Source organism: Sulfitobacter sp. CB2047 (assembly GCF_000735125.2).
Classification (GTDB): domain Bacteria; phylum Pseudomonadota; class Alphaproteobacteria; order Rhodobacterales; family Rhodobacteraceae; genus Sulfitobacter; species Sulfitobacter pontiacus.
The window spans coordinates 1,027,037-1,053,016 of the sequence record NZ_CP072613.1; the positions used below are offsets into that span (position 1 = coordinate 1,027,037).

Sequence of the window (25,980 nt, forward strand, 5' to 3'; positions counted from 1 at the left end):
GCCAAATACAAATGAGGCGTGCCAGTATGATCCGTAACCTTCTGTTGACCGCAAGCGTTTTGGCGCTGACCGGAGCCGTTGCAATGCCCGTACAGGCGCAATCGGCGGCGGGGGCCTATCTTGCCGGTCGGCATGCTGCGGTGCGCAGTGATTTTGCGGAATCTGCCAAGTATTATGGCGAGGCGCTGGCGCTTGATCCCAAGAACCCCGAATTCCTTGAAAGCACGGTTCTGGCGTTGCTCTCGCTGGGGGATATCGACCGCGCCCTGCCTTTGGCGCGCATTATGGCCGCGTCGGACCAGCCCGGGCAGATCGCCTATCTGGTGACAACCGCTGGCATGGCGCAGGAAGAAAACTATGCGGGTCTGATCGAACAATCCGCAGACGAGGGCGGGATCGGCCCTTGGGTGGACGGTTTGGTCAAGGCTTGGGCGCATGTGGGCGTGGGCGACATGACCGCCGCCATCACCCAGTTCGACGATCTGAGCAAAGAAGCCGGCATGCAGGGGTTTGTGCTGTATCACAAGGCTTTGGCACTGGCGTCGGTCGGCGACTACGAAGGGGCGGAGGCAATCTTTGCTTCGAACCAAGCGGGATCGGCAGGGCAAACACGGCGCGGTGTGATCGCGCGGGCGGAAATCCTTGGCCAGCTCGGGCGAAATGAACAGGCGCTTGCGCTGCTGACCGATAGTTTCGGGGCCAGCAGCGACCCCGAACTTGACGGCTTGGTCGCCGCCTTGCAGGGGGAGGGGCAGGTCGCCTTTACCCAGATCCCCGATGCCAAGGCAGGCATTGCCGAAGTCTTCTTTACCTTCGCCGCCGTGCTGCGCAATGAAAGTGCCGGTGACTACTATGTGCTGCTTTATTCGCGCATCGCGCGTTACCTGCGCCCCGATCATATCGACGACCTGTTGCTGACCGCGGATCTGCTGGAAAACATCGGCCAGTACGAGCTGGCGATCGAGGAACTGCAGGACGTACCCGCCGACAACCCCGCCTATCACGCAGCCGAACTCGGGCGTGCGGCGGCGCTGCGACGGTCGAACAAACCGGAACAGGCGATCGAGGTTCTGCAACAGTTGACCCGCAGCCACGGCACATTGCCGTCGGTCCATTCCGCCTTGGGCGATGCGTTGCGGGCGCAGGACAACTTCAAGGCCGCAATCAAATCCTATGACCGCGCGATAGAGCTGACACCCGACAGCAATCCGCAACGCTGGGTGCTGTATTACGCCCGCGGCATTGCCGAAGAACGCTCTGGCAATGGCGAGGCATCCGAACGCGATTTTCGCGCCGCTCTCAAGATCAACCCCGATCAGCCTCAGGTGCTGAACTACCTCGGCTATTCGCTGGTGGAACAGGGGCGCAATCTGGACGAAGCGTTGAACATGATCGAACGCGCCGTCGCGGCGAGCCCTGAATCAGGCTATATCGTCGATTCACTGGGCTGGGTCTTGTACCGTTTGGGCCGCTACGAAGAGGCCGTCGACCAGATGGAAAGGGCCGTTGAACTGGTTGCCGTTGATCCGGTGGTCAACGACCATTTGGGCGACGTTTACTGGTCCGTTGGCCGTCAACGCGAGGCTGAATTCCAATGGCGTCGGGCGCTATCGTTTGTGGATCCAGAAGACAAAGACAGCGAGGCCGATCCCGACCGCATGCGCCGCAAGCTCGAGGTGGGGCTGGACGCGGTATTGGCCGAAGAAGGGGCCGAGCCGCTCAGCAAAGCCTCTGCCGAGAAATGACGACCCAAGCCGCTGCCCTCGGGGTTGCCAACGCGGGTTTCGCCTGGGCCAAGGTGAACCTGACCCTGCATGTCACCGGGCAGCGCAGCGATGGCTACCATCTGCTGGATAGTCTTGTGGTGCGCGCCGGCGTGGGCGACCGGATTGCGGTATCCCCCTCTGACCAGCTTGAGCTGTTTGTCGATGGTCCCTATGGCGGTGCCGCCCCCCATGATGATCGCAACCTCGTGGTGCGTGCGGCAAGGCTGCTGGACGCGGGCGCGGGCAGGGGGGCGCGGTTGCATTTGACGAAAAACCTCCCCGCCGCGGCAGGTATCGGTGGAGGATCAGCGGATGCGGCCACGGCGCTGCGCTTGCTCTCGGCGCATTGGGGGCTTCCGGTGCCCGAGGACGTGGCGCGACTGGGGGCCGATGTGCCGGTTTGCCTGCATGACACCCCCCAGCGGATGGAGGGGATCGGCGAGCGATTGACGCCCGCGCCCAAGCTGCCGCCCTGCTGGCTGGTGCTGATCAACCCGAACAAATCCGCCGCCACGCCCGAGGTCTTCTCGCGGCTCGAGTCCCGCGCCAACGCGCCCATGCCCAAAGATCTGCCCGCATTCACCAGCGCGCCTGCGTTCGCCGCCTGGCTGGCCACACAGCGCAACGATCTGGAGGCACCGGCAATCGAGGTGGTGCCAGAGGTGGCAGATTGTCTGGGCAGCCTACAGGACGCGCTGCTGGCGCGTATGTCGGGTTCTGGTGCGACCTGCTTTGGCCTTTACGAGACCGAAGCACTGGCGCAGCGCGCCGTCACGCGTATTGCGGCGGCACAGCCCGACTGGTGGGTCACCGCCGCACCGATGCTGGGGTAGCTTCGACGCGCCTCAGTCGGGTGACATTTAGCTAATACGCGCGACGACGTAATCGGCCAGATCGCGCAGCAACTGCGTCAGCTCGTGATCCGGCAGGGTGTTCAGCGCAGTCTTGGCCTGTTCCGCCCATGCCAGCGCCTCTGCCTTGGTTTCATCCAGAGTGCCATGTGCATTCAGCAGCGACAGAGCGTGTTCAAGATCGCCGTCCTCCTGCCTGCCCTTCTCGATGGTGCGGGTCCAGAAGGCACGTTCGGTCGCGTCGCCTTTGGCGATCGCCTTGATCACGGGCAGGGTCAGCTTACGCTCACGGAAGTCATCGCCGATGTTTTTGCCGGTGGCATTCGGGTCGCCTTGGTAGTCAAGCAGATCGTCGACAATCTGGAACGCGATCCCCAAGGCATCACCATAGTCAAACAGGGCCTGAACCTGTGCGTCAGGGGCCGTGGCAATCACCCCGCCCACCTGCGTCGCCGCCGAAAACAGCGCCGCTGTCTTCCCGCGCACGACCTGTAGGTAGATGCCTTCATCCGTGGCCAGATTCTGCGCGGCGGTCAGTTGCAGTACCTCGCCCTCGGCAATCGTGGCGGAGGCATTGGCAAGGATCGCCAGCACGCGCATGTTATTCGTCTCGGTCATCAGCTGGAAGCTGCGCGCGAAAAGGTAGTCGCCCACCAGCACCGAGGATTTGTTATCCCACAGCAAGTTGGCCGTCGGTCGCCCGCGACGCTGCGCGCTTTCATCGACCACATCGTCGTGCAGCAGGGTCGCGGTGTGAATGAACTCTACCGTGGCGGCAAGGTGCACGTGGTAGGGGCCGTCATAGCCACACAGACGCGCCGCAGCGAGGGTCAGCATCGGGCGCAGCCGCTTGCCGCCTGCCTCTACCAGATGGGCCGTGACCTCGGGGATGCGCGGCGCATGTTCTGACGCCATGCGGTCGCGGATCAGATCGTTCACCGCGGTCATATCCGCGTTGAGATAGGCCGCCATCCGGTCATGTGGTTTCTGGGTGTTTTCGCTCGTCATTTACACGACCTTAATTGGAAGGCTCGACAATCAACGTCGATTGCCCTTACATCTCTGTTATGAAGGAACTTTTGCGCACAACCGATCCGACAATAATCGCCTTTGCCAGCGCCCTTCTTCAGGGCGAGGATATAGACTGCTTTCCGCTGGACGTAAACATGAGCGTGCTTGAAGGCGGGATCGGCATTTTCCCCCGCCGCTTGATGGTGCACGACGACGATCACACCGCCGCAACGCGGGTGTTGCGCGACAATGACATCCCCACCGGGTTGCCCAAGTAACCGCTGTGGACGTCTATGACCCCGACGCGCTCACGCGGGATGCGTTTCTGGGCGGCAAGCTGCATTTGTGGCAGCCGCGTAAAGGCTACCGTGCGGGCGTCGACCCTGTTTTATTGGCTGCAACGGTGCCGGCGCAGGCCGGTCAGCGCGTACTAGAGCTGGGCTGCGGGGTAGGGGCGGCGTCGCTTTGTCTGGGCGCGCGGGTGCCGGGCTTGCAGCTGACGGGGGTCGAGATCCAGTCTGCCTATGCCGCGCTTGCACGGCGCAATAATCCAGCATTTGAAGTGGTCGAGGCCGACATTGATGCTATGCCGCTGGCCCTGCGGCAGCGACAATTTGACCACGTTCTTGCCAACCCGCCGTATTTCGATCGCCACGCCTCTGTCGCTGCGACGAACAGCGGTCGTGAAACCGCCTTGGGTGAAGCGACCCCCTTGGAAACCTGGGTCAAGATCGCGGCCAAACGCCTTGCCCCGAAAGGGCAGGCGCATTTTATCCATCGGGCGGAACGCCTGCCCGATCTGATCCGCGCGCTACCCCATGATATGGGCAGCATAGAGGTGCTGCCGATCGCACCGCGCATTGGTCGCATGGCTGAACTGGTCATCCTGCGTGCGCGCAAAAGCGGGCGGGGGGCGTTTCGCTTGAACGCGCCCCTTATCATGCACGAAGGCGCACAACATTTAAGCGACGGCGACAGCTATGTGCCCGAAATACGAGCGGTCCTGCGCGAGGGCGCAGCGCTGCCATTCTAAGCAGCCTCTCGCCGATATCTCAACTTGTCGATAGTTTTGCTGCGCTGCCGCGTGACAGGTGGAATATTTCGTGCTTCAATCATTCTACGCAACATAACCTAAGGAGAGTTACATGGCTTTTGACGCACATCTGGATGCTCTGAAACGGAAGCATTTGGCAATGAGTGACGCTGTAGAACAGGCCCAACGATCGCCGAGTATGGACGGGCTAAAGGTTGCGAATATGAAAAAGGAAAAGCTGCGTTTGAAAGAGGAAATTACCCGGCTTTCCGCCTGATAGATTTCAATTCCGTTGGCGTGCCCATTGGGCCGCCGACAAAAAGGCCAGCGCGAAATGCGCTGGCCTTTTGCGTTCAGGTAGGCCGTTTAGACCAGATGCTGTGCACCATTCGCGGTGATCGTGGACCCGTTGATAAAGCCCGCGTCATCACTGACTAGGAATACAACCGCGCGGGCGATTTCTTCGGGTTCACCTAGGCGGCCGGACGGGATTTGCGCCACGATAGAGTCGCGCACCTTCTCGGGCACCGCCATCACCATATCCGTCGCGATATAGCCGGGGCAGATCGCATTCGCGGTAATATTGGCGCGCGCGCCTTCCTGCGCGAGTGACTTCACAATGCCCAGATCGCCTGCTTTGGTCGCGGCATAATTCACCTGGGCGAACTGACCTTTCTGCCCGTTGATCGAGCTGATGACGACGATGCGACCGAATTTTCGTTCGCGCATGCCAGGCCAAACCGGGTGGATCGTATTGAAAACACCCGTCAAATTGGTGCCAACCACTTCGTTCCACTGGTCGGGCGTCATCTTGTGGAAAGGCGCGTCGCGGGTGATGCCTGCGTTTGCTACGACCACGTCGATCGGGCCTAAATCTTCTTCGACTTTGGCAATCCCGGCTTTGGAGTCGTCATAGTCGGCGACGTTCCACTTGTAGGTTTTGATGCCCGTGGTTTCTGTAAACTGCGCGGCTGCCTCGTCGTTCCCGGCATATGTTGCCGCGACGGTGTATCCGGCGTCTTTCAAAGCTGTGGAAATAGCCGCCCCGATCCCGCGGCTTCCCCCTGTTACAAGTGCAACACGTGACATAAATCTCTCCCCTTAAGGCAATGTTGTTTCGTTTGCCTTGTTAATTTCGTAATTTAATTACGTGGGGAATTTGTAGTCAGGCTTGAAATTCATTGCAACAGTTTACGCAGGGAAAAAGCAGATGTTTTTCGCGTGGCGCGCGTTCTTGCCGAACACGCGCCACGCTTGATCGATTATCCAGCGTTATGGGCGCTCAAGACACATGGCCACGCCCATACCACCGCCGATGCACAGGGTCGCGAGGCCTTTTTTCGCGCCGCGTCGCTGCATCTCGAACAAAAGCGTGTTCAGGATGCGGGCGCCGGAGGCACCGATGGGGTGGCCGATTGCGATGGCACCGCCGTTTACGTTCACGATCGATGGATCCCACCCCATGTCCTTGTTGACCGCGCAGGCCTGCGCCGCGAACGCTTCGTTGGCTTCGACAAGGTCTAGATCCTCGGCCTGCCAACCCGCTTTCTCAAGCGCTTTGCGCGATGCATAGATCGGGCCAGCACCCATGATCGTCGGGTCCAGGCCAACGGTCGCATAGGACGCGATGCGCGCCAAAGGTGTGATGCCGCGCTTTTCGGCGTTGTCCGCGGACATCAGCAATGCGCCAGCGGCGCCGTCGTTCAGGCCGGACGCATTGGCTGCGGTGACGGAGCCGTCTTTGGTGAAGGCGGGGCGCAGTTTCTGCATCGCTTCCATCGTGGCACCGTGGCGGATGTATTCATCTTGATCGACAACCACCTCGCCCTTGCGGGTTTTGACGGTGAAAGGCACGATTTCGTCCTGGAATTTACCGGCCTTCTGGGCGGCTTCGGCTTTGTTCTGCGAGGCCACCGCGAATGCGTCTTGGGCGTCGCGGCTGATGTCCCATTTCGCGGCAACGTTTTCAGCTGTTTGGCCCATATGGTAACCGTGAAACGCATCCCACAGACCGTCGCGGATCATCGTATCGATAAGTTGCATGTCGCCCATTTTCTGGCCCGGACGCAGATTTTGTGCGTGGGGGCTCATCGACATGTTTTCCTGACCACCGGCTGCCACAATATCGGCGTCGCCCAATTGGATGTGCTGTGCTGCCAAAGCGACCGCGCGCAGACCAGAGCCGCAGACCTGGTTGATCGACCATGCCGCACTTTCGATGGGCAGACCCGCATTCACATGTGCCTGACGGGCAGGGTTTTGCCCCTGAGCGGCGGTCAGAACCTGACCCAGAATTGTTTCATTGACCTCGGAAGGGTCGATGCCTGCGCGGGCGACGATCTCTTTCAGTACCGCGGCGCCCAGATCGTGCGCGGGTGTATTTGCAAAGGATCCGCTGAAGCTGCCGACAGGCGTGCGCGCTGCGGATGCGATGACAACGTTGGTCATATGTGTTCTTCCCCTGAACTACTGACGTGGGGTAATATAATACGGCGTTTCCCCGTTCCCCCGTCTTCTATGGTTTGGACATATCCCATTGCTGCACATGCGGCAATCGCGCCATGTTCGCTTACGCATTTTTGCGCTCTTCCGGCGTGCTCTCCCAGTAGGGTTGGGTGGTTGGTGCGCCATACAGAAAGCCCTGTTGGCAATCGACCCCAAGCGCGAGAAGCAGGGATGCATCGTCTTGATTTTCCACCTGTTCAGCGACGGTTATCATGTCGAAGTTGCGCGCGATCGACACCATGATCGACACGATTGCACGATTGTCGGGGTGGTCGCTTACGCCGCGGGCGAACTGCCCGTCGATCTTCAGAATGTCAAAGAACATCTCTTTCAAATAGCGGATGGCGATGTAGTCAGAGCCAAAGTTATCCAATGCAAAGCAAACGCCCCGTGTCTGGAGCTGGTCCATAAAGCTGGCGACGAGTTCGGGCATTTGCATCGCCGATTTTTCGCTAATTTCCAGGATGAGACGTTCGCCAATGGTGCCGTCGCGCGACAGCCACCGGTTCAAAAGGGTCGTCCATCCCGCATACCCGATAGAGCGCGCGGACATGTTGATTGAAAGGCGTAACCCTTTGTTGTCGCTCAGCGCGGCAAGCCCCGCATTGAGCGACAGCACATCAATCTCGCGGCCAAGCTGGGTCTTCTCGACCACGGGCATGAATTCGCGGGCGGGGATGACGCGACCGGTGGGATCCAGAATGCGAATGAAACCTTCGTAAAAGGCGATTTTGGGGTCGTCCGCGTCCCGCATGACGGGCTGGTATGCCATCAATGTCTGATTATGCGCGACAGCAGCCCTGACCATGGCCAATGTGCTGCCGTCGCGTTGGGTCAGCGCGTAGTCGAGCGGGTTTTTCGTCCCCTCGGGCAGATCGGCGAGCGGGTGTGGTGATATATCTTCCAAAGTGGCGCTTCCATTTATCGCTGTACTCATGTCACCTTGGCGCGGAAACTTGTAACGCCGGGTTAACGCGGCAACGCAGTACAAATTTTAGCTATCCGGCCAGATCCGTCGGAGAAGGGGATGCGGATGCAGCGGTGTGACTGGGCTGGGCCAGAGCAAATTTATCTGAATTATCATGACACTGACTGGGGTGTGCCGGAGTATGACAGCCGCGCGCTTTGGGAAAAACTGATCCTCGATGGCTTTCAGGCAGGGCTGAGTTGGATCACGATACTTAAAAAGCGAGAGAATTTCCGCGAGGCTTTTGCCGGTTTTGACCCTAATGTCATCGCCACATGGGGTGAAGCCGAGGTTGAACGCTTGCTCGCCAACCCCGGCATTATCCGCCACCGCGGAAAGATCGAGGCGGCGATTACAAATGCACGCGTTTGGCAAGAGATTGAAAAGAAGGAGGGATTTGATCGGTATTTATGGAAATACGTGGGGTTCGAGCCACTGCAAAACCGGTTTGAGCGTCAGTCGGATGTTCCCGCATGGACGCCGCTTTCAAAGCAGATATCGGCTGACTTGAAAAAACAGGGGTTTAAGTTCTGCGGCCCGACAATCGTCTATGCGTTCATGGAGGCTGTGGGCATGGTGAATGACCATTTGACGTGCTGTCCCCGTCATCAGGCTGTGGCGCAAATGCCCAAACATGACTGGGACGCTGGCTAGGCCACTGTGGCCGTGTTAGGCGGTAACGGTACTTAGGCGCTTTGCGAGTTGGTCAAGCATCACAATCGTGTCGCCGCTGGTCGAGAATGCCTTGGTGCGGCAGTAGTCGACGTTGACCACGATATCGCGATGACATGCTGCCTCTGGCGAGGTCTGGACCGCGTTCTTCACCACGTCAGCAATATTGAGCGTGGATTGCGTTTTAAGCGCGGGCGAGAGCGCGGCGAAGGTGCCGTTTGATCGATATGTCACGATAAGGTTCAGGCTGCTGAGCGCATCGGTCAACCTGCGTGCCAATCCGACGGAAAACTCGACGCGCTGGTCTTGCGGAACCTGCGAAAGCACATCCGCAAAGTTCTGCAGCACGATCACAGCGATCTGCATGCCGCCACCAAACTCGGATTGCATGCGCATAATGCAGTTTTCAAAGGCGTCCTGCGGGACAAGGCCGCTCTCGGAAAGCTCGGACGGCGACATCGGACGGTCGAGCGCGAGCTCTTTCAGAACGTCGAAATTCTCTTGGTTGGGGGATTCATGCGGGCGTTTCAGGTGCCGGACAAATTCGGCGTTGCGCATTTCCGCACCATGAATGCGTGCCTCAAGATCGAAAAACTCGAAGGGTTTGATGATATAGTCCCACGCGCCCGCCACGAAGGATTTCGCGATGCTTTCGCTGTTCTTCACGCCGGTGAGCATGATGATGGGCACAAATTCGTACCCGTCGATTTGCCGGATGTGGGGGATCAGTTCTACGCCGGACATTTCCGGCATCTGGATGTCGAGCAGTAGGCAGTCGAAAACAACAGGCGCGCTATGGATGACTTCAAGCGCTTCCTTGCCGGAGGCGGCCGTGCGGACATATTCGTGATCTTGCGTCCGAAGATATTCTTCTAGCAAATTGCGCAGATCTTGATTGTCCTCGACGGCCAAGATTCTCATGCGTGTGGCCTTTGAAGGCTACGCACCACAACTGCATTACGAGTTCCGATGAAGTGCATTGGATGCCAACGGTATCCGCCGCGATAGCCCATGTTATGCGTCACACTAGCCCCCTCAAACCGTTCAACACCTTGATGCTGCGTGACAATCGTTAACTTTTCAACTTAATAGTGCTCGCTTTAACCTTTTGTTAACGATTTTGGCGATTTTAAGGCAACGTTCAGCGGGTCACATGACGTAGGGCGGCGGAGCGTTCATCGAAATGCGCATTTTCACGGACTTCCCGGCCGCTGCTGCCTAATAAGCTACGATTTGAGGCTAATTGGGCCAAGTTCGTGCATTGACTCCAACCCGCAGCACCGTATAAGCGCCGCTTGATTGGTGTTGGTGGACCCCGCAAGGGGAACCCTGTCAGGCTTCGGCCAGAGGACAACGCCCTTTACCGCCCGTCGCAATCCTGCGGGGGCCTCAAAAAGGAGAACAGCCGTGACTAAGCGTACAGCTGCCAAGCACAAAATTGACCGCCGTATGGGCGAAAACATCTGGGGCCGTCCTAAGTCCCCAGTGAACCGTCGTGAATACGGCCCCGGCCAGCACGGTCAGCGCCGCAAGGGCAAAATGTCCGACTTCGGCATTCAGCTGCGCGCCAAGCAGAAGCTGAAAGGCTACTACGGCGATCTGACCGAAAAGCAATTTCGCCGCATCTACGGCGAAGCCGAGCGTGTAAAAGGTGACACAGGTGAAAACCTGATCGGTCTGCTGGAGCGTCGCCTGGACGCCGTTGTATACCGCGCCAAATTCGTCGCGACCGTTTTCGCTGCGCGCCAGTTCGTGAACCACGGCCACGTCAAAGTGAACGGCAAGAAGGTTAACATTCCTTCCTACCGCGTCAAAGAAGGCGACGTGATCGAAGTGCGTGACCGTTCCAAGCAAATGGTTGCCCTGCTCGAAGCGACGCAACTGGCAGAGCGTGACGTGCCTGACTACATCGAGGCGGATCACTCCAAGATGACAGCGACATTCGTGCGCACCCCCGCTTTGGGCGACGTGCCATACCCTGTCATGATGGAACCGAACCTCGTGGTCGAATTCTACGCCAAGAACTAAGGTTCCTCGCATATCAATGCCGAAGGGGCCACGCTGGAAAGACCGGCGTGGCCCTTTTTGCGTTTGGTGACGCGCCTTTAGCGCGGGGCCATATGACGCTGGGACAAGATCGTAGTGGCGCTGGCGACGGCGCGCGTTTATGGTCCGCCCGACAGGAGACATGACAGATGACAACCGCTATTCGCCCGCAACCCGGCATTATGGACATCGCGCTGTATCAAGGCGGGGCGTCCCATGTGGCGGGGCTTGATAATGTGATCAAGCTCAGCTCGAACGAGAACCCGCTTGGCCCGTCCGACGCGGCCGTCAAAGCGTTCCGCGATGCGTCCTATGATCTGCATCGCTATCCGTCCTCTGATCATACCGCGCTGCGTCAGGCGATCGCGCAGGTGCACGGGCTGGACGCTGACCGCATCATTTGCGGGGCCGGCTCGGACGAGATCATCGCCTTTTTGTGCCAAGCGTTCTCGGGCGAGGGGACAGAGGTGCTGCACACGGTGCACGGCTTTGGCATGTACCGGATCTCCGCGCTGGCCAACGGCGCGACCCCGGTTGAGGTGCCCGAAAACGAACGGGTCACGGATGTGGATGCGCTGCTCGCGGGGTGCACCGACAAAACGCGGCTGGTGTTCATTGCGAATCCGAACAACCCCACCGGCACCATGATCGGGCTGAGCGAGATTGAACGCCTTGCCGCCGGTATCCCCAAACAGGCAATTCTGGTGCTCGACGGGGCCTATGCCGAATATGTCGAAGGCTATGACGGCGGCGCGGCTTTGGTCGATAGCCACGATAATATCGTGATGACGCGGACGTTCTCCAAGCTTTACGGCCTGGGCGGGCTGCGGATCGGTTGGGGCTATGCACCGGCGCATATTATCGATGTGCTGAATCGTGTGCGCGGCCCGTTCAACCTGTCGCAAGCCGCGCTGAATGCGGCGACGGCGGCGATCAAGGATACCGGCTACGCCGCCCATTGCCGGAGCGAGAACGCCAAATGGCGCAGTTGGATGGCTGATGCGCTGGCAGAGATCGGCGTGCCGTCTGATGTGTCTTGCGCGAACTTCATCCTCGCACGGTTCAAGTCGCAGGACGAGGCCGAGGCCTGTGATGAATACCTCAAGACCCAAGGGTTGATCGTGCGGCGCGTGGCGGGCTACCAGCTGCCGACCTGCTTGCGGATCACCGTGGGCGATGAAAGCGCATGTCGCCGCGTGGTGCATGCGATCCGACAGTTTAAAGGCGACTGATATGCCCGTAATTTATGAGAAAGTCGCGCTGATCGGCTTGGGGCTGATCGCCTCTTCGATGTTCTGGGCGATGAAGCGCGGCGGGCTTGCGGGCCATGTGTCGGGCTTTGCACGCAGCGCCGAAACCCGCGACACCGCCCGCGAGATTGGCCTGTGCGACGAGGTCTGCGATTCCATCGCCAAGACAGTGAAAGACGCGGATCTGGTGGTGCTTTGTGTGCCCGTCGGCGTCATGGGGTCGGTCGCGGCCGAGATGGCCGGGCATCTCAAACCCGGCTGCACGGTGACGGATGTGGGGTCGGTCAAGGCGGATGTGATCGCGCAAGTGGGCCCACTGCTGCCCGACGGGGTGCATTTCATCCCCGCACACCCTTTGGCGGGGACCGAACACTCCGGCCCACGCAGCGGCTTTGCAGAGCTTTTTGACAACCGCTGGTGCCTGCTGGTGCCTGTGCCCGACACCAACGCCAATGCGATCTCGCGGTTGCGGAACCTTTGGGATGGTATGGGTGCCAATGTCGAGGAAATGGATGCGGAGCATCACGATCTGGTGCTTGCGGTGACCAGCCACGCGCCGCATTTGATCGCGTATACGATGGTGGGCGTGGCCGACGATTTGCGCCGCGTGACTGATAGCGAAGTGATCAAATATTCAGCCGCAGGCTTTCGCGACTTTACCCGCATCGCGGCAAGCGATCCGACCATGTGGCGCGATGTGTTCCTGACCAACAAGGAGGCCACGCTCGAGATTCTGGGCCGCTTTACCGAAGAGCTTTTCGCATTGCAGCGCGCGATCCGTATGGGGGATGGCGATCATCTACATGATTACTTCACCCGTACCCGCGCGATCCGTCGCGGTATTATCGAAGCGGGGCAGGACACGGACGCGCCGAACTTTGGTCGCCAACCCGGCAATAAATGATCCGGGCAGCGCTGATATACGCGCTGCTTTCCGGTGCGGCACTGGCCGGCCCCGATACCTCTTTGCGCCCGCCGGCTTTGGCCGGGGGTGCTGCGCTGACACCCCAAGGGTCGATTGCCACGCCGCCGCGCAATGCGGGGGCCAAACGCGCGATAGCGGCCACGGGCGGGATCGCCTCCTCGCTACGGCCCAGCCTGCGCAGCCGTAAGGCAGAGCAAGCGGCCAAGGCCAAACGCCGCCTGCTGGCCAAGGGCGCGGTATGCGGAGATATTTCCATTCAGGGCAAAGCGATCGGACGGGTGCAACCCAAGCTAAAGGGCTGCGGCGTCAGCGATGCGGTGCAGATCCAGTCGGTGTCGAGCGTACGGTTGAGCCAGGCGGCGGTGATGGACTGCAAGACTGCCAAAGCATTGAAAACATGGATTGATCAATCGGCAAAGCCCGCTTTTGCCGGTCAGGGTGGCCTGCGCGGGCTGCGTGTCGCCGCCCATTACGCCTGCCGGACGCGCAACAACCAGCCGGGTGGCAAGATATCAGAACACGGGCGCGGGCGGGCGATCGATATCTCGGGTTTTCAGATGCACAGCGGAGCCGAGGTCAGTGTGTTGAAGGGCTGGAATGCCCCCGCGAGCCGTAAGGCCATGCGTCGGGTGCACAAGGGGGCCTGCGGGCCGTTTGGCACCGTGCTTGGCCCGAAAGCGAACCGTTTCCATCTGGATCACTTTCATTTCGACACGGCGCGGTATCGCAAGGGGACCTATTGCCGTTGATTTAACGCAATTCAGCGCAAAATAATCTTGGGTGCTCGGCCCAAGGGGATGAAACCCATAGACATCTTTCCGTCCTTCACGGTGATGTCCAGATCCAGCGCATCGGTGTTCCCCGACATTTGCGCCAACCCCTTCAGCATTTGTTCCGCTTGGGGGCGGAAGTTAGGGGGGATGTACCCCGCGCTCTCAACCATGGTCAGCATCGTTGGCCAGTCTTGTGCCACGACCGACAATGTCCCTGTTGCCAGACCATCTTCGGCAACCGCAATTGTGCCGCTCAGGGACAGGGCGATGTCGCCCCAGGCAAGCTCGGCGTGACGCAGGTCGATCACACGGGGCTGGGGGCGGGTCCGGCCAAGGGCCTTGCGGTCCCACAGCCGGTCAAAGGTGATGGTTGCTTTGGCGGTGACGGTGTCAAACGCCTCTGCCCAATCGTCGGGCAGGCCGAACAGGCCGCGCAGTGCGGCACTGGGGGTGACATTCTGCGCGTCCAGCGCCAGATCGTAGATCGGCTGGCCGACGGTCTGTTGCACAGCGCTGACGTTCAACCCGCGCCCCTCGACAGGGCCGGTGACGGGCAGGTCAAGCACCCAGGCACCGCCGTCCAGCGTCAACCGGTCCAGCTGGCCTGAAACACTGGGGCGCAGGCGCATATCGGTGGTCACGTCCTCGGCCGACAACATGGCGCGCAGGTTGGGGCCGGACAGGCCAAGTTCGATATAGGGCGAGGCAACGGTGACATATCCGGGCCAGTATGCGGGGGTAGAGATGTCGATGCGCTTTGCCGCGACGGCGCTGGCGATCCCGCGCCCGGCATTTTGGGCCGGCGGGGTCAGGGTCACATCGGTCAGACGGGTTTGCAACCGCGTGGGGAAGCCCTGCTTTTTCATTTCGCCCACGTCTGCCTGCCAGCCGGCTGCGCGGCGCGTTTCGATCAGTTTCGCGATGCCCCGCTGCAATCCAGACGAGGCAGCGACCCACCATCCGCACCAAACCGCCGCCAGAACGACAATAACCAACACGACCTTGCCCATTTTACCCAACACCTTATTAACGCCTGCGATAGCGCAGCTTTAAACAAGCCAATGATAAAGGACCAGAGACATGGCAATGTGGGTGTTCGGTTACGGCAGCTTATTGTGGAAACCGGGGTTTGACGTCGCGGAAAGCGTGATCGGGCGGTTGCCCGGGTATGCGCGGTCTTTCTGCATGCGCTCCATCCACCACCGTGGCTCGGTCGAACGTCCGGGGCTTGTGCTGGCGCTGGATGCGGATACCGGCACGGCCTGCGATGGCATGGCGCTGCGCGTGGCACCGGGCACCGAAGAGGCGACGCTGGCCTATTTGCGCGAACGCGAGCTTGTCTCGTCGGCTTATGTAGAGAAAACCCTGGATGTGCAGCTAGAGGACGGGCGCACCGTGGCGGCCTTGGTCTATGTGATTGACGCGGAACATGACCAATACTGCGGCGGCTTGCCGCTGGAAGAGCAGGCGCAGATCATCTCGGGCGCGGTTGGCGGCATGGGGCCGAATACCGAATATCTATTCAACACCGCAGCGCATCTGACGCAGATCGGGCTGCATGATCCGTCGCTGGCGTGGCTGCACGACCGCGTAAAGACTTTATGCGCATAAACCCGTGGCATAACCGTCGGGATTAAGTGTAGGCTGCGGCAACAGAAGCACAAAAGTGTCAGGAGCCACGAGGCATGGCGCAGTCAGATCGCGAATCCAAACCACAGTTTTCCCAGCCGGTGCGGCAGATCACGCTGATGCTGATCGCCCTCGGGTTGACCTGCATCGGGGCTTTTCTAGCGCTGCCAAGCGTTTTGCCTATTTTTGCGGCGAACCCCTATTTGAACGGGGTCATCATTGTCGTTTTCTTCATCGGTGTGATCGCCTGCTTTTATCAGGTGGTGCAACTGATCGGCTCTGTGCGCTGGATCGAGAATTTTGCCTCTGACGCGCCCAATGCCGATGCCGTCGCTCCGCAGCTGCTGGCACCGCTGGCATCGCTGCTGCGCACACGCGGCGCGCGGATGCAGGTGAACGCGACCTCTACCCGATCGATCCTGGATTCCGTCGCCACCCGCATCGACGAAGCGCGCGAGATTACGCGTTATATCGTCAACATGCTGATCTTCCTCGGGCTTCTGGGCACGTTCTACGGCTTGGCGACGACCGTACCGGCGGTGGTTGAAACCATCCGCAGCCTCGCCCCGCAAGAAGGGGACGGCAGCACGGATATGTTCGCGCGTCTGATGACAGGGCTGGAATCGCAGCTTGGCGGTATGGGGGTGGCGTTCGGGTCGTCCCTTTTGGGGCTGGCGGGATCGCTGGTGGTTGGCTTGCTTGAACTCTTTGCCGGTCACGGGCAGAACCGCTTTTATCAAGAGCTTGAAGATTGGCTCAGCTCGATCACCCGCGTTGGTTTTTCCTCGGGCGAGGACGGGGCGTCGGATCAAAACGCGGTGGCTGGTGTGCTGGATCACATGGCCGAACAGATGGACAGCCTGCGTCAGTTGATCGGACAATCGGCGGAAAGCCAGACCGCGCTGAACAGCAAGATTGGTGCGCTGGCCGCCACGATGGAGGAATTGTCGGCGCGGGCCGCACAGACCGATACGCCGGCTGAAAGCCTTGACCGGATCGCCAAGGGGCAGGAGCGTATGGTCGCCGTGCTTGAAGGGCAGGGTGAACACGAACGCGCGGATGCGGAAAGCCGGATGCGCCTGCGGTCGATCGACGTGCAGATGCTGCGTATTCTCGAAGAGATTTCAGCCGGACGGCAGGAGACGATGGCCGAGTTGCGCAAGGATATATCCTTGCTGGCCAAAGCGCTGTCGGCCCCGCGTGGCGCTGAGCCGCGCCGCTTGCGCACCCCTGACCGTACCGACACCGAGGGCAGCTGATCATGGCGCTTTCCCGACGCACTGGGGCACGGTTTCAGGGCTCGATCTGGCCGGGATTCGTGGATGCGATGACGGGTCTTTTGCTTGTGCTGATGTTCGTGTTGACCATCTTTATGGTGCTGCAAGCCGTACAGACCCAGCGGATCAACGGGCAAGAGAACGAGCTGAATTCGCTGTCGGGCGAAGTCGCGGCGCTGGCTCAAGCGCTTGGGATGGAACGGCAAACCACGGCCGCGCTTGAGGCAGAACTGGGGACGCTGAACACATCCCTCACCGCTGCACGCGATCAGGCGGCAGAGCAGGCGGCGATGATCGCCTCCTTGACCGCGACACGCGATGCGCAGGCCGCACAGCTTGACGCGGCAGAGGCCAAGATCACCGGCTTCGAAGCTCAGGTGGCAAGCCTGTTGTCCCAGCGGGATGCGGCGGTCGCCCGTGGAGAGGCGCTTGAAACACGACAAGAAGAACTGCTGAGCGCGCAAGAGGCGTTGAACCTTGCCTTGGCGCAGGCGCGGTCAGAGACGGACGCCCAGGCCGAAGCCGCCCGCCTTGCCGCCGCCCGCCGTGATGCGCTGACAGCGCTGGTGGATGATCTGCGGGCGCAAAATCAGGATGCGCAGGCCGCTTTGGAAACCGCCGCCGCGCAGAATGCCGCCGCGCTGTCAGAGGCCGAAGCCGCCCGTCTGGCCGAAGCCGCCGCCGCCGAACGCTTGCGTGAAAAGCTGGAAAACGCCGATGCAGAGCTGACTGCAATGACGCTGGCGCTAGAGAAGCAGCGCAAAGAGGCCGAGGATACGCTGACCCTGCTGGCCGCCGCTCGCGCTGCCAAGGAAACGCTGGATGCAGAACTTGCCGCTGCGCTGGCAGAAACCGAAACTCTTGAAGCAACTCAGGCCGATCGGGCAGAGCTGCGCGCCAAACTGGCGGATGCGCTTGCTGCAAAGCTTGCCGCTGAGAACCGCGCCGAGGCAGAGCTGTCGGATGCAGAGAAACAGGCCGCTTTGCTGGAGGCCGCCCGGTCCGAGCTGGCGCAGGAAGAAGCGGCGACTGCCGCCGCGCAGCGCCAGACAGAACTATTGAACCAGCAGGTTGCCGCCCTGCGCGGCCAGTTGGGGGAGCTGCAATCCCTGCTGGATGATGCCGTCGCACGCGATGCCGCGAAAGAGGTGCAGTTGCAATCGTTGGGGTCAGATCTGAACACCGCCCTCGCACGGGTCGCCGCCGAAGAACGCCGCCGCGCCGAGCTTGAAGCGGCTGAACGTGCGCGGCTTGAGGCCGAGACGAAGAACCTCGAACAATACCGGTCCGAGTTCTTTGGCCGCTTGCGTGCGCTTTTGGGCAATCAGGAGGGTGTGCGCATCGAGGGGGACCGTTTCGTCTTTTCTTCCGAGGTATTGTTCCCCCCGGGGGCCGCCACGCTGTCCGCCGATGGTCGCGGAGAGATCGCCAAGGTCGCCGGTATCCTGCGCAACATCGCGGCCGATATCCCGCCTGAAATCGACTGGGTCATTCGCGTAGACGGGCATACCGACAATCAGCCGCTGTCGGGGTTGGGCGAATTTGCGGATAACTGGGAGCTTAGTCAGGCGCGCGCCCTTTCGGTGGTCAAATATATGATCAACTTCCTCGGGATCGCACCGGAACGGCTGGCCGCGAACGGCTTTGGCCAATATCAGCCCGTTGCCAGTGGCAACACCGAAGCCGCGCGCGCGCAAAACCGCCGGATCGAGCTTAAGCTGACTGAGAGGTAGCGTTATTTGACCTCGATTTCCGTGCTGCGTTGGCTGATGATCTGCAGGCCGCGGATCATCGTCACCGTGCCGGTATAGGTGCCCGCGGGCCAGTCCACGCGGCCACGTTTGCCGATGGCGCGAAAAGCTTGGGCCTGGGTTTTGGTCAACGTCACATCATCCGCGATCACCATGCCGTCAGGGCCGGTGATGGACAGGTTCACGATGTCATCCGCCCGCGTGCCAAACATGTAGCCCCAGATCACCAGCGCATCCGCATCCACGGGCAGGGACGCCGCCGCTGCCTCGCCTTGTTTGATGGCGTCATAGGCGGGGACCGCATCGGCAAAACCAATGCTGATCAGCCCACCGGCGCGGTAGTCGGGCCGTTCAGCCCAAAGGTTGCTGTCACCGGGCGCGTCGCAGCTGGTGGTCCCATCGGGATCGAAGGGATCAACGACGGCCCCGTCTTTGCGCACCGACAGATGCACATGGGGGAAGGCGGCCTTTCCCGACTGCCCGACAAAGCCGATGGTGTTGCCCAAGGCGACCTCTTGCCCCGTGGTGACGCTGACGGAGCCTTGTTTGAGGTGGCAGTACTGCGTTTCCCAACCGTTCCCGTGGTCAAGCACGACGCCGTTGCCACATTCCTTACCGTCGATATCGGCAGCGTTTTCGCTGGTATAACCGCTGTCAGCCATACCGTCGCGCATACCGGTGACACGGCCTGCGGCGCTGGCAAGGACGGGGATGTTGTCGGCGATACGGGCCCGGCTGGGCAGTGCGAAATCCGTGCCTTTGTGCCCGTCATAGCTTAACGCGGCACAGGTGAAATCCATCGCATCAGACGACGGGTCGCTATCGACATACTGCTGGATGAAGCAGTCTGTGCCAAGGTCGCAATCAAGGGGAGGGGAGATAAGAAAACCCTCTGCCAGCACGGGGCTGGCAAAGGGCAGGGCAAGCGCAAATACGGCGCTGCGTGATATCATTCAGCTGTCAGCAACGGTGGCTTGTTGCCTGTCAGCTTGGGGTTTTCCGACCCGAGGATCGTCAGGTCCAGCTCGCCCTTCTTGACGTTGACCTTGACCACACCACCTTTCGCCAGCTTGCCGAACAGCAGCTCTTCGGCGAGGGGCTTTTTGATGTGCTCTTGGATGACGCGTCCAAGGGGGCGCGCACCCATTCGTGCATCATAGCCTTTGTCGCCCAGCCATTCGGCGGCTTTTGTGGACAGTTCAATCGTCACGTTGCGGTCCATCAGCTGAGCTTCAAGCTGCAGCACGAATTTTTCGACCACCCGCAAGATCACGTCTTTCGGAAGCGGAGCAAAGCTGATCACCGCGTCCAGACGGTTGCGGAATTCGGGCGTGAAGGTCCGTTCGATCGCGGCGGTATCCTCGCCGGTGCGACGGTCACGGCCAAAGCCGATCGCTTCTTTCGCCTGCTCGGACGCGCCTGCGTTCGACGTCATGATCAGCACGACATTGCGGAAATCCACTGTCCGGCCATTGTGGTCCGTCAGCTTGCCGTGATCCATCACCTGCAACAGGATGTTGTAGACGTCCGGGTGGGCTTTCTCCATCTCGTCGAGCAGCAGAACGCAGTGCGGGTGCTGGTCAACGCCATCGGTCAACATGCCGCCCTGATCAAACCCGACATAGCCGGGAGGGGCACCGATCAGGCGGGAAACGGCGTGTTTCTCCATGTATTCAGACATGTCGAAACGCAGCAGTTCCACACCAAGCGTGTCGGCCAGCTGTTTCGCCACCTCGGTCTTACCCACACCTGTCGGCCCTGCGAACAGGTAGTTGCCGATGGGTTTTTCGGGCTCGCGCAGGCCAGCGCGGGCCAGTTTGATCGCGGACGACAGGGCTTCGATCGCCTTGTCCTGACCGAAGACGACGCGTTTCAGCGATGCCTCAAGATCCTTGAGCACAATCACATCATCCTTGGACACGTTCTTGGGCGGGATGCGCGCGATTTTGGCGACCACAGCTTCGACCTCCTTGGTGCCGATGGTCTTGCGCCGTTTAGAGGCCGCCAGCAGATGCTGCGCCGCGCCCGCTTCGTCGATCACATCGATGGCGGAGTCAGGCAGTTTGCGGTCGTTGATATAGCGGTGCGCCAGTTCAACCGAGGTCCGGATCGCGTCAGAGGTATATTTGACCGAGTGGTGATCCTCGAAATAGGGTTTGATGCCGCGCAGGATTTTCACCGCATCCTCGACCGAAGGCTCGTTCACATCGATCTTTTGGAAACGACGCGCAAGGGCACGGTCTTTTTCGAAATGCTGGCGGAATTCCTTGTAGGTGGTCGACCCCATGGTGCGCAGCTTGCCGCCCGCAAGCGCGGGTTTCAGCAGGTTGGAGGCATCCATCGCGCCGCCGGATGTGGCACCGGCACCGATAACGGTGTGGATCTCGTCGATGAACAGGACGGCGTTGTCATGTTCTTCAAGCTCGGTCACGACGGCTTTCAGACGTTCTTCGAAATCACCGCGGTAGCGGGTGCCCGCCAGCAACGCGCCCATGTCGAGCGAGTAGATCGTGGTTTCGGCCAAGACCTCGGGCGTTTCACCGGCAACGATCTTGCGCGCCAGCCCTTCGGCGATGGCGGTTTTCCCGACGCCGGGGTCACCCACCAGCAGCGGGTTGTTCTTGCGGCGGCGGCACAGCACCTGGATGCAGCGTTCCACCTCGTCCGACCGGCCGATCAGCGGATCAACGTCGCCTTCGCGGGATTTCGCGTTCAGATCAACGGTGTATTTCGCCAGCGCGGATTCTTTCTTGTCGCCATCGGTGACGCCTTGGGCTTCTTCCTCGTGATCCGGCGCACCGGACACGGGGCGTGGTTCACCGAAAGCCGGATCTTTGGCGACGCCATGCGCGATGTAATTGACCGCATCATAGCGCGTCATATCCTGTTCTTGCAGGAAGTAGGCGGCGTTGCTTTCGCGTTCGGCGAAGATCGCGACCAGCACGTTCGCGCCGGTCACTTCGGTCCGGCCAGAGGATTGCACATGGATCGCCGCGCGCTGGATCACCCGCTGGAACGCTGCCGTTGGCACCGCTTCGGAGCCGTCAACATCGGTGACCAGATTGTTCAGGTCTTCATCGACAAATTCGACCAGCGTTTCGCGCAGTTCGGTCATATCGACAGAACAGGCTTTCATCACCTGCACGGCGTCGGGTTCGTCGATCAGGGCCAAAAGGAGATGTTCAAGCGTAGCGAATTCATGTTTGCGCGCATTGGCAAGGGCCAGCGCCGCGTGAATGGCTTGTTCTAGGGTAGACGAGAATGAAGGCACAGGCGTGCTCCTTTTCGATCTGTGTCGGAGGGGGCGTCAGAAACAGGACGCGCCGCAACCGAGCATGGCCTCATAGTATTAGAGTTTGGTTGATCACGGCGCAGCTTCAAGGTTTTTCTGCAATATCGCTGTCACATTTATCGTGAACGTCGATTTTAGACCATGATTGCGGCGGTCAGAAACGGTCTTTGCGCGCGCGAATTTCGGCAAACACATCGGTGTCGGTGGCGTTGACCATCCCCAGTTGCGCACGGATGCCCGGATCGGACGGGCGCAGGAAGGGGTTGGTTTCAAGTTCCGTTGAAAGCGTCGAGGGAACTGTCGGCTCGCCATCAGCACGGGCCTGATCGATCTCTCTTGCACGAGATATAAGTGCCGCGTTTTCCGGATCAACCGTCAGGGCAAATTTTGCGTTCGACTGCGTGTATTCGTGACCCGAACATACGGTGGTATCGGCTGGCAGGCGCATCAGCTTTTGCAGGCTGTCCCACATCTGCGCGGGTGTGCCTTCGAACAAACGACCGCAACCAAGCGCCATCAGGCTGTCGGCGGTAAAGACGCATTTGGCCGCGGGGACGTGAAAGGCGATATGCCCGACGGTATGGCCCGACACATCGATCACATCGACCGTATGCGCGCCGAAGGTGAAGGATTGCCCGTCGTCATAGGCCGCGTCCAGCGGGGGCAGGCGTTCGGCATCAGCCTTGGCACCGATCACGCGGGCAGGGTGGTCGGCAATCAGCGCGGGCACGCCCTGAATGTGGTCGGGGTGGTGATGGGTCAGCCAGATTTCTGTCAGCGTCCAGCCCAGCTCGTCCAGCTTGGCAGCGATCGGCGCGGCCTCGGGTACGTCGATCAAGGCGACCTTGCCGCTGGTCTGGTCGCGTAGCAGGAAGGCGTAGTTGTCGGACAGGCAGGGGATGGTCACAAGATCAAAGGACATGGCAGCGGCTCCGGTCGGGGTTTCGGGATGCGGATCACCACGCTAGCGCGGGCAGGGCGGTGCTGCAAACGGGTTTCGCGCAGTCCGCTCTTTTGCGGCGCGTGGCTTTGGTCTAGGGTCGGGGCGATCCACCCAACAAGGCCCTTTGCCCATGCACCTTGATGTCCAAGACCTGCGCAACTTTTACTATCGCAGTGCCCTTGGCCGCGCGGCGCAGCATTCCTTGCGTACCCGCATGCTTGAGCTTTGGCCCGAGGCCAAGGGGCAGACCGTGGTGGGCTTTGGTTTCGCGGCCCCCTTGCTGCGCCCCTATCTGGCGGATGCGCGGCGGGTGATGACGCTGATGCCGGGGCCGCAGGGGGTCATGCCTTGGCCCGCGGGTATGCCCAATACTTCTGTGCTGACCGAAGAAACGCTTTGGCCGATCGAAACCGGACATGTCGACCGGCTGGTTCTGATGCACGGGCTTGAAACGTCTGACCGGCAGGGCGACCTGCTAGAGGAATGCTGGCGCGTGTTGGGGCCGGGGGGCAGGGCGCTGTTCATCGTGCCCAACCGTGCAGGCTTCTGGGCGCGTAGCGATATCACGCCCTTCGGATACGGGCGGCCCTATTCGCTGGGTCAGCTCGAAACGCAACTGCGCAAACACCAGTTCCTGCCCGAGCGCCAGTTGGGTGCGCTGTATCTGATGCCCTCGACCAGACGGACGTTCCGGCGCGCGGGGCCGCTGTTTGAAAAAGTCGGGCGGCACATGCCGACGATCATGGCTGGCGGGGCGTTTATGGTCGAGGTGACCAAGCTGGTGTACCCGCCCAAGGGCAAGGTTGCACGCACGCCAGCGCGCCGGTCGATCCGCGTTCTGGAAGGGGTCGGCGCGGTGACACCTTCGGCAGTTCAGGCGGCCCTGCCACAGCCTATGTGACCCCCGCGCCACGGCGGCAAGAATCGCTGCCACACCCGAAATTGCCGGATGTCTATTGATTTTTAGGCAGGTTGATCAGGTCAAAGCGTCGCAGGGGTGCATTGCGCTAAGAATAAGGGGCGCTTTCCTGTGGCAACGTCACTATACTGTGTTGCGGGATGCGGGTCCGTCTGCTACATCCGCCCTGATTTAGACGTCTTGGGTAATTTCAAGTCGCGCCAACACCCCGGTGACGCGATGTATTCGCTTATCCGGCCCTGACGTATGAGAGGATGGACGTGTCCGAAACAGCATCAATCTCTACAGGTATCGCACAACGCTATGCGACCGCCGTGTACGAGCTGGCCCAAGAGGCCAAAGCCCTTCCCCAGATCGAGAAAGATCTTGATGCGCTGCAAGCCGCATTGGCCGAAAGCGAAGATTTCCGCGATCTGATCAATTCGCCGATCTACACGCGCGAACAGCAAGCCGCGTCGATCAGTGCCATCGCCAAAAAGATGGACCTGTCCCAGACGCTCGCCAGCACGCTGGAACTGATGGCCAACAAGCGCCGTCTGTTCGTCCTGCCGCAGCTGGTCCAGAACCTGCGTGACATCATCGCCGTCGAAAAAGGCGAAGTGACTGCTGATGTGATTTCGGCCAAGGCGCTGACCAAAGCGCAGTCCGAAAAACTGTCCAAGTCGCTCGCCGCGACCACAGGCAAAAAAGTAACGTTGAATGCGACCGTTGATGACTCCCTCATTGGCGGTCTTATCGTAAAAGTGGGCTCTAAGATGATCGACACGTCGATCCGCGCAAAGCTCAATTCCCTCCAGAATGTAATGAAAGAGGTCGGATAAATGGGTATCCAAGCTGCAGAGATTTCTGCGATCCTGAAGGACCAGATCAAGAACTTTGGTCAAGAAGCAGAAGTTGCCGAAGTTGGCCGCGTTCTGTCCGTTGGTGATGGTATCGCTCGCGTGTATGGTCTGGACAACGTCCAGGCTGGCGAGATGGTCGAATTCCCCGGCGGCATCATGGGCATGGCCCTGAACCTCGAGACAGACAACGTCGGTGTTGTTATCTTCGGTTCCGACCGCGACATCAAAGAAGGCGACACCGTCAAGCGCACCAACTCCATCGTGGACGTGCCAATCGGCAACGGTCTGCTGGGTCGTGTTGTTGACGGTCTGGGTAACCCTATCGACGGCAAAGGCCCCATCGAATCCACCGAGCGTGGCCTCGCGGACGTTAAAGCCCCCGGCATTATCCCACGGAAATCGGTGCACGAGCCAATGGCGACTGGCCTGAAATCCGTTGACGCGATGATCCCCGTTGGCCGTGGCCAGCGTGAGCTGATCATTGGTGACCGTCAGACCGGTAAAACCGCCGTTGCTCTGGACGCGATCCTGAACCAACAGCAGATCAACGACGCCGCAGGCGACGACGAGAGCAAGAAAATGTACTGCGTGTACGTTGCGATCGGCCAAAAGCGTTCGACTGTTGCCCAGCTTGTTAAAAAGCTCGAAGAAACAGGCGCGATTGACTATTCCATCGTTGTTGCCGCCACCGCGTCCGAGCCTGCGCCAATGCAGTACCTCGCACCATACTCCGCAACAGCTATGGCGGAATTCTTCCGCGACAACGGCCGTCACGCGCTGATCATCTACGATGACCTTTCCAAGCAAGCCGTGTCCTACCGCCAGATGTCCCTGCTGCTGCGTCGTCCGCCCGGGCGTGAAGCTTACCCAGGTGACGTTTTCTATCTCCACTCCCGTCTGCTCGAGCGTTCGGCGAAGCTGGGCGATGACGCAGGCAACGGCTCTTTGACAGCTCTGCCGATCATCGAAACCCAAGGTGGTGACGTTTCCGCGTTTATTCCAACCAACGTGATCTCGATCACCGACGGTCAGATCTTCCTGGAAACCGAATTGTTCTACCAAGGTATCCGTCCTGCTGTGAACACCGGTCTGTCGGTTTCGCGCGTTGGGTCCTCGGCTCAGACCAAAGCGATGTCTTCTGTTGCTGGTCCGGTTAAACTGTCCTTGGCTCAGTACCGCGAAATGGCGGCCTTTGCTCAGTTCGGTTCCGACCTTGATGCCTCCACTCAGCAGCTGCTGAACCGTGGTGCGCGCCTGACAGAGCTGATGAAGCAGCCTCAGTACTCCCCTCTGACCAACGCGGAAATCGTCTGCGTGATCTATGCGGGTACAAACGGCTACCTCGACAAGATCGACGTCAAAGAAGTCGGCCGCTTTGAAGCGGGCCTGCTGGCGCACCTGCGCAGCAAGCACGCCGACCTGATGGCTGACATCACCAACAACGACCGCAAGGTGAAGGGTGAGCTGGAAGACAAGATCAAAGCTGCCATCGATTCTTTCGCCGCTGACTTCGCTTAAGGGAGGGAGG

General features: G+C 60.2%; 25 protein-coding genes. 16 read left to right on the forward strand and 9 right to left on the reverse strand.

Features of this window, described 5'->3' with window-relative positions; all coding sequences use genetic code 11:
- The first annotated feature begins 26 nt into the window (after positions 1-26).
- On the forward strand, positions 27-1,745 hold the full coding sequence (locus tag IV89_RS04995; RefSeq protein ID WP_037944784.1) for a tetratricopeptide repeat protein: 1,719 nt from the start codon (positions 27-29) through the stop codon (positions 1,743-1,745).
- Positions 1,742-2,599, forward strand: coding sequence for a 4-(cytidine 5'-diphospho)-2-C-methyl-D-erythritol kinase (locus IV89_RS05000; protein ID WP_037944783.1), 858 nt, complete (start codon positions 1,742-1,744; stop codon positions 2,597-2,599). The genes IV89_RS04995 and IV89_RS05000 overlap by 4 nt, the downstream gene beginning before the upstream one ends.
- 27 nt (positions 2,600-2,626) lie before the next feature.
- Here the strand turns inward: IV89_RS05000 and IV89_RS05005 are convergent, their stop codons facing one another.
- Positions 2,627-3,625, reverse strand: a complete 999-nt coding sequence (locus IV89_RS05005; RefSeq protein WP_037944782.1) for a polyprenyl synthetase family protein — start codon at positions 3,623-3,625, stop codon at positions 2,627-2,629.
- 59 nt (positions 3,626-3,684) lie between these two features.
- Here IV89_RS05005 and IV89_RS05010 point away from each other — a divergent pair, with 59 nt between their 5' ends.
- From IV89_RS05010 to IV89_RS05020, 3 genes are all read left to right on the forward strand, one after another.
- Positions 3,685-3,906, forward strand: a complete 222-nt coding sequence (locus IV89_RS05010) for a DUF2007 domain-containing protein (protein ID WP_037944781.1) — start codon at positions 3,685-3,687, stop codon at positions 3,904-3,906.
- Positions 3,907-3,911: 5 nt separating this feature from the next.
- Positions 3,912-4,661: a methyltransferase gene (locus tag IV89_RS05015; RefSeq protein ID WP_037944780.1), complete on the forward strand. Its 750-nt coding sequence runs from the start codon at positions 3,912-3,914 to the stop codon at positions 4,659-4,661.
- A gap of 112 nt (positions 4,662-4,773) precedes the next feature.
- The gene (locus tag IV89_RS05020) at positions 4,774-4,938 is read left to right on the forward strand and encodes a DUF465 domain-containing protein (protein ID WP_005849604.1); all 165 of its coding nucleotides are present in this window, start codon (positions 4,774-4,776) and stop codon (positions 4,936-4,938) included.
- Between the two features lie 89 nt (positions 4,939-5,027).
- On the opposite strand, the gene phbB is transcribed toward IV89_RS05020, so the two are convergent.
- The 3 genes from phbB to IV89_RS05035 all read right to left on the reverse strand — a co-directional run bounded on the left by phbB (position 5,028) and on the right by IV89_RS05035 (position 8,073).
- The gene (gene phbB / locus IV89_RS05025; protein ID WP_037944779.1) at positions 5,028-5,750 is read right to left on the reverse strand and encodes an acetoacetyl-CoA reductase; all 723 of its coding nucleotides are present in this window, start codon (positions 5,748-5,750) and stop codon (positions 5,028-5,030) included.
- Between the two features lie 183 nt (positions 5,751-5,933).
- On the reverse strand, positions 5,934-7,109 hold the full coding sequence (locus tag IV89_RS05030; RefSeq protein WP_037944778.1) for an acetyl-CoA C-acetyltransferase: 1,176 nt from the start codon (positions 7,107-7,109) through the stop codon (positions 5,934-5,936).
- Between the two features lie 121 nt (positions 7,110-7,230).
- Positions 7,231-8,073: an EAL domain-containing protein gene (locus IV89_RS05035; RefSeq protein WP_037944777.1), complete on the reverse strand. Its 843-nt coding sequence runs from the start codon at positions 8,071-8,073 to the stop codon at positions 7,231-7,233.
- Positions 8,074-8,199: 126 nt separating this feature from the next.
- Between IV89_RS05035 and IV89_RS05040 the strand changes: the two genes are divergently transcribed.
- Positions 8,200-8,787: a DNA-3-methyladenine glycosylase I gene (locus IV89_RS05040; RefSeq protein ID WP_037944776.1), complete on the forward strand. Its 588-nt coding sequence runs from the start codon at positions 8,200-8,202 to the stop codon at positions 8,785-8,787.
- 15 nt (positions 8,788-8,802) lie between these two features.
- On the opposite strand, the gene IV89_RS05045 is transcribed toward IV89_RS05040, so the two are convergent.
- On the reverse strand, positions 8,803-9,726 hold the full coding sequence (locus IV89_RS05045) for a response regulator transcription factor (RefSeq protein ID WP_037944775.1): 924 nt from the start codon (positions 9,724-9,726) through the stop codon (positions 8,803-8,805).
- A gap of 486 nt (positions 9,727-10,212) precedes the next feature.
- On the opposite strand from IV89_RS05045, the gene rpsD reads away from it, so the two are divergent.
- From rpsD to IV89_RS05065, 4 genes are all read left to right on the forward strand, one after another.
- On the forward strand, positions 10,213-10,833 hold the full coding sequence (gene rpsD, locus IV89_RS05050; protein ID WP_005849596.1) for a 30S ribosomal protein S4: 621 nt from the start codon (positions 10,213-10,215) through the stop codon (positions 10,831-10,833).
- A 167-nt stretch (positions 10,834-11,000) separates the two neighbouring features.
- Positions 11,001-12,083, forward strand: coding sequence for a histidinol-phosphate transaminase (gene hisC, locus IV89_RS05055; RefSeq protein ID WP_005849595.1), 1,083 nt, complete (start codon positions 11,001-11,003; stop codon positions 12,081-12,083).
- A 1-nt stretch (position 12,084) separates the two neighbouring features.
- Entirely contained in the window at positions 12,085-13,005 is a 921-nt protein-coding gene (locus IV89_RS05060) for a prephenate/arogenate dehydrogenase family protein (protein WP_005849593.1), read from the forward strand.
- Positions 13,002-13,775 carry an extensin family protein gene (locus IV89_RS05065; protein ID WP_037944774.1) on the forward strand — a complete coding sequence of 258 codons (774 nt, stop codon included), beginning with the start codon at positions 13,002-13,004 and terminating at the stop codon, positions 13,773-13,775. Before IV89_RS05060 ends, IV89_RS05065 begins: the two co-directional genes overlap by 4 nt.
- 11 nt (positions 13,776-13,786) lie before the next feature.
- On the opposite strand, the gene IV89_RS05070 is transcribed toward IV89_RS05065, so the two are convergent.
- Positions 13,787-14,809 (reverse strand): DUF2125 domain-containing protein, encoded by a 1,023-nt coding sequence (locus tag IV89_RS05070; RefSeq protein WP_037944772.1) that lies wholly within the window; start codon positions 14,807-14,809, stop codon positions 13,787-13,789.
- Positions 14,810-14,879: 70 nt separating this feature from the next.
- On the opposite strand from IV89_RS05070, the gene IV89_RS05075 reads away from it, so the two are divergent.
- The 3 genes from IV89_RS05075 to IV89_RS05085 all read left to right on the forward strand — a co-directional run bounded on the left by IV89_RS05075 (position 14,880) and on the right by IV89_RS05085 (position 18,438).
- Positions 14,880-15,410, forward strand: a complete 531-nt coding sequence (locus IV89_RS05075; protein WP_005849587.1) for a gamma-glutamylcyclotransferase — start codon at positions 14,880-14,882, stop codon at positions 15,408-15,410.
- 74 nt (positions 15,411-15,484) lie between these two features.
- On the forward strand, positions 15,485-16,687 hold the full coding sequence (locus tag IV89_RS05080; protein ID WP_005849585.1) for a hypothetical protein: 1,203 nt from the start codon (positions 15,485-15,487) through the stop codon (positions 16,685-16,687).
- A 2-nt stretch (positions 16,688-16,689) separates the two neighbouring features.
- Entirely contained in the window at positions 16,690-18,438 is a 1,749-nt protein-coding gene (locus IV89_RS05085; protein ID WP_037944771.1) for a peptidoglycan -binding protein, read from the forward strand.
- Positions 18,439-18,440: 2 nt separating this feature from the next.
- Here IV89_RS05085 and IV89_RS05090 read toward each other — a convergent pair whose 3' ends face one another.
- The 3 genes from IV89_RS05090 to gloB all read right to left on the reverse strand — a co-directional run bounded on the left by IV89_RS05090 (position 18,441) and on the right by gloB (position 22,670).
- Positions 18,441-19,409 (reverse strand): M23 family metallopeptidase, encoded by a 969-nt coding sequence (locus tag IV89_RS05090; protein WP_037944770.1) that lies wholly within the window; start codon positions 19,407-19,409, stop codon positions 18,441-18,443.
- Positions 19,406-21,727 carry an ATP-dependent Clp protease ATP-binding subunit ClpA gene (gene clpA / locus IV89_RS05095; RefSeq protein WP_005849580.1) on the reverse strand — a complete coding sequence of 774 codons (2,322 nt, stop codon included), beginning with the start codon at positions 21,725-21,727 and terminating at the stop codon, positions 19,406-19,408. The genes IV89_RS05090 and clpA overlap by 4 nt, the downstream gene beginning before the upstream one ends.
- A 175-nt stretch (positions 21,728-21,902) precedes the next feature.
- Positions 21,903-22,670, reverse strand: coding sequence for a hydroxyacylglutathione hydrolase (gloB, locus tag IV89_RS05100; protein ID WP_037944769.1), 768 nt, complete (start codon positions 22,668-22,670; stop codon positions 21,903-21,905).
- Between the two features lie 151 nt (positions 22,671-22,821).
- On the opposite strand from gloB, the gene IV89_RS05105 reads away from it, so the two are divergent.
- The 3 genes from IV89_RS05105 to atpA all read left to right on the forward strand — a co-directional run bounded on the left by IV89_RS05105 (position 22,822) and on the right by atpA (position 25,970).
- On the forward strand, positions 22,822-23,592 hold the full coding sequence (locus tag IV89_RS05105; protein ID WP_037944768.1) for a methyltransferase domain-containing protein: 771 nt from the start codon (positions 22,822-22,824) through the stop codon (positions 23,590-23,592).
- A gap of 278 nt (positions 23,593-23,870) precedes the next feature.
- On the forward strand, positions 23,871-24,431 hold the full coding sequence (locus tag IV89_RS05110; RefSeq protein WP_174226613.1) for a F0F1 ATP synthase subunit delta: 561 nt from the start codon (positions 23,871-23,873) through the stop codon (positions 24,429-24,431).
- Positions 24,432-25,970, forward strand: coding sequence for a F0F1 ATP synthase subunit alpha (gene atpA / locus IV89_RS05115; RefSeq protein ID WP_005849573.1), 1,539 nt, complete (start codon positions 24,432-24,434; stop codon positions 25,968-25,970).
- Positions 25,971-25,980 lie beyond the last annotated feature (10 nt).

What these genes read in the sequence shown, in the direction of transcription:
- IV89_RS05080 (WP_005849585.1), top strand. Translation starts at nt 15,485, where the DNA reads ATGGCGCAGTCAGATCGCGAATCCAAACCACAGTTTTCCCAGCCGGTG.
- IV89_RS05075 (WP_005849587.1), top strand. Translation starts at nt 14,880, where the DNA reads ATGGCAATGTGGGTGTTCGGTTACGGCAGCTTATTGTGGAAACCGGGG.
- IV89_RS05010 (WP_037944781.1), top strand. Translation starts at nt 3,685, where the DNA reads ATGAAGGAACTTTTGCGCACAACCGATCCGACAATAATCGCCTTTGCC.
- gloB (WP_037944769.1), bottom strand. Translation starts at nt 22,670, where the DNA reads ATGTCCTTTGATCTTGTGACCATCCCCTGCCTGTCCGACAACTACGCC.
- IV89_RS05085 (WP_037944771.1), top strand. Translation starts at nt 16,690, where the DNA reads ATGGCGCTTTCCCGACGCACTGGGGCACGGTTTCAGGGCTCGATCTGG.
- IV89_RS05005 (WP_037944782.1), bottom strand. Translation starts at nt 3,625, where the DNA reads ATGACGAGCGAAAACACCCAGAAACCACATGACCGGATGGCGGCCTAT.
- IV89_RS05020 (WP_005849604.1), top strand. Translation starts at nt 4,774, where the DNA reads ATGGCTTTTGACGCACATCTGGATGCTCTGAAACGGAAGCATTTGGCA.
- hisC (WP_005849595.1), top strand. Translation starts at nt 11,001, where the DNA reads ATGACAACCGCTATTCGCCCGCAACCCGGCATTATGGACATCGCGCTG.
- IV89_RS05060 (WP_005849593.1), top strand. Translation starts at nt 12,085, where the DNA reads ATGCCCGTAATTTATGAGAAAGTCGCGCTGATCGGCTTGGGGCTGATC.
- IV89_RS05065 (WP_037944774.1), top strand. Translation starts at nt 13,002, where the DNA reads ATGATCCGGGCAGCGCTGATATACGCGCTGCTTTCCGGTGCGGCACTG.
- IV89_RS05040 (WP_037944776.1), top strand. Translation starts at nt 8,200, where the DNA reads ATGCAGCGGTGTGACTGGGCTGGGCCAGAGCAAATTTATCTGAATTAT.
- IV89_RS04995 (WP_037944784.1), top strand. Translation starts at nt 27, where the DNA reads ATGATCCGTAACCTTCTGTTGACCGCAAGCGTTTTGGCGCTGACCGGA.
- IV89_RS05045 (WP_037944775.1), bottom strand. Translation starts at nt 9,726, where the DNA reads ATGAGAATCTTGGCCGTCGAGGACAATCAAGATCTGCGCAATTTGCTA.
- IV89_RS05070 (WP_037944772.1), bottom strand. Translation starts at nt 14,809, where the DNA reads ATGGGCAAGGTCGTGTTGGTTATTGTCGTTCTGGCGGCGGTTTGGTGC.
- atpA (WP_005849573.1), top strand. Translation starts at nt 24,432, where the DNA reads ATGGGTATCCAAGCTGCAGAGATTTCTGCGATCCTGAAGGACCAGATC.
- IV89_RS05000 (WP_037944783.1), top strand. Translation starts at nt 1,742, where the DNA reads ATGACGACCCAAGCCGCTGCCCTCGGGGTTGCCAACGCGGGTTTCGCC.
- IV89_RS05105 (WP_037944768.1), top strand. Translation starts at nt 22,822, where the DNA reads ATGCACCTTGATGTCCAAGACCTGCGCAACTTTTACTATCGCAGTGCC.
- IV89_RS05090 (WP_037944770.1), bottom strand. Translation starts at nt 19,409, where the DNA reads ATGATATCACGCAGCGCCGTATTTGCGCTTGCCCTGCCCTTTGCCAGC.
- phbB (WP_037944779.1), bottom strand. Translation starts at nt 5,750, where the DNA reads ATGTCACGTGTTGCACTTGTAACAGGGGGAAGCCGCGGGATCGGGGCG.
- IV89_RS05030 (WP_037944778.1), bottom strand. Translation starts at nt 7,109, where the DNA reads ATGACCAACGTTGTCATCGCATCCGCAGCGCGCACGCCTGTCGGCAGC.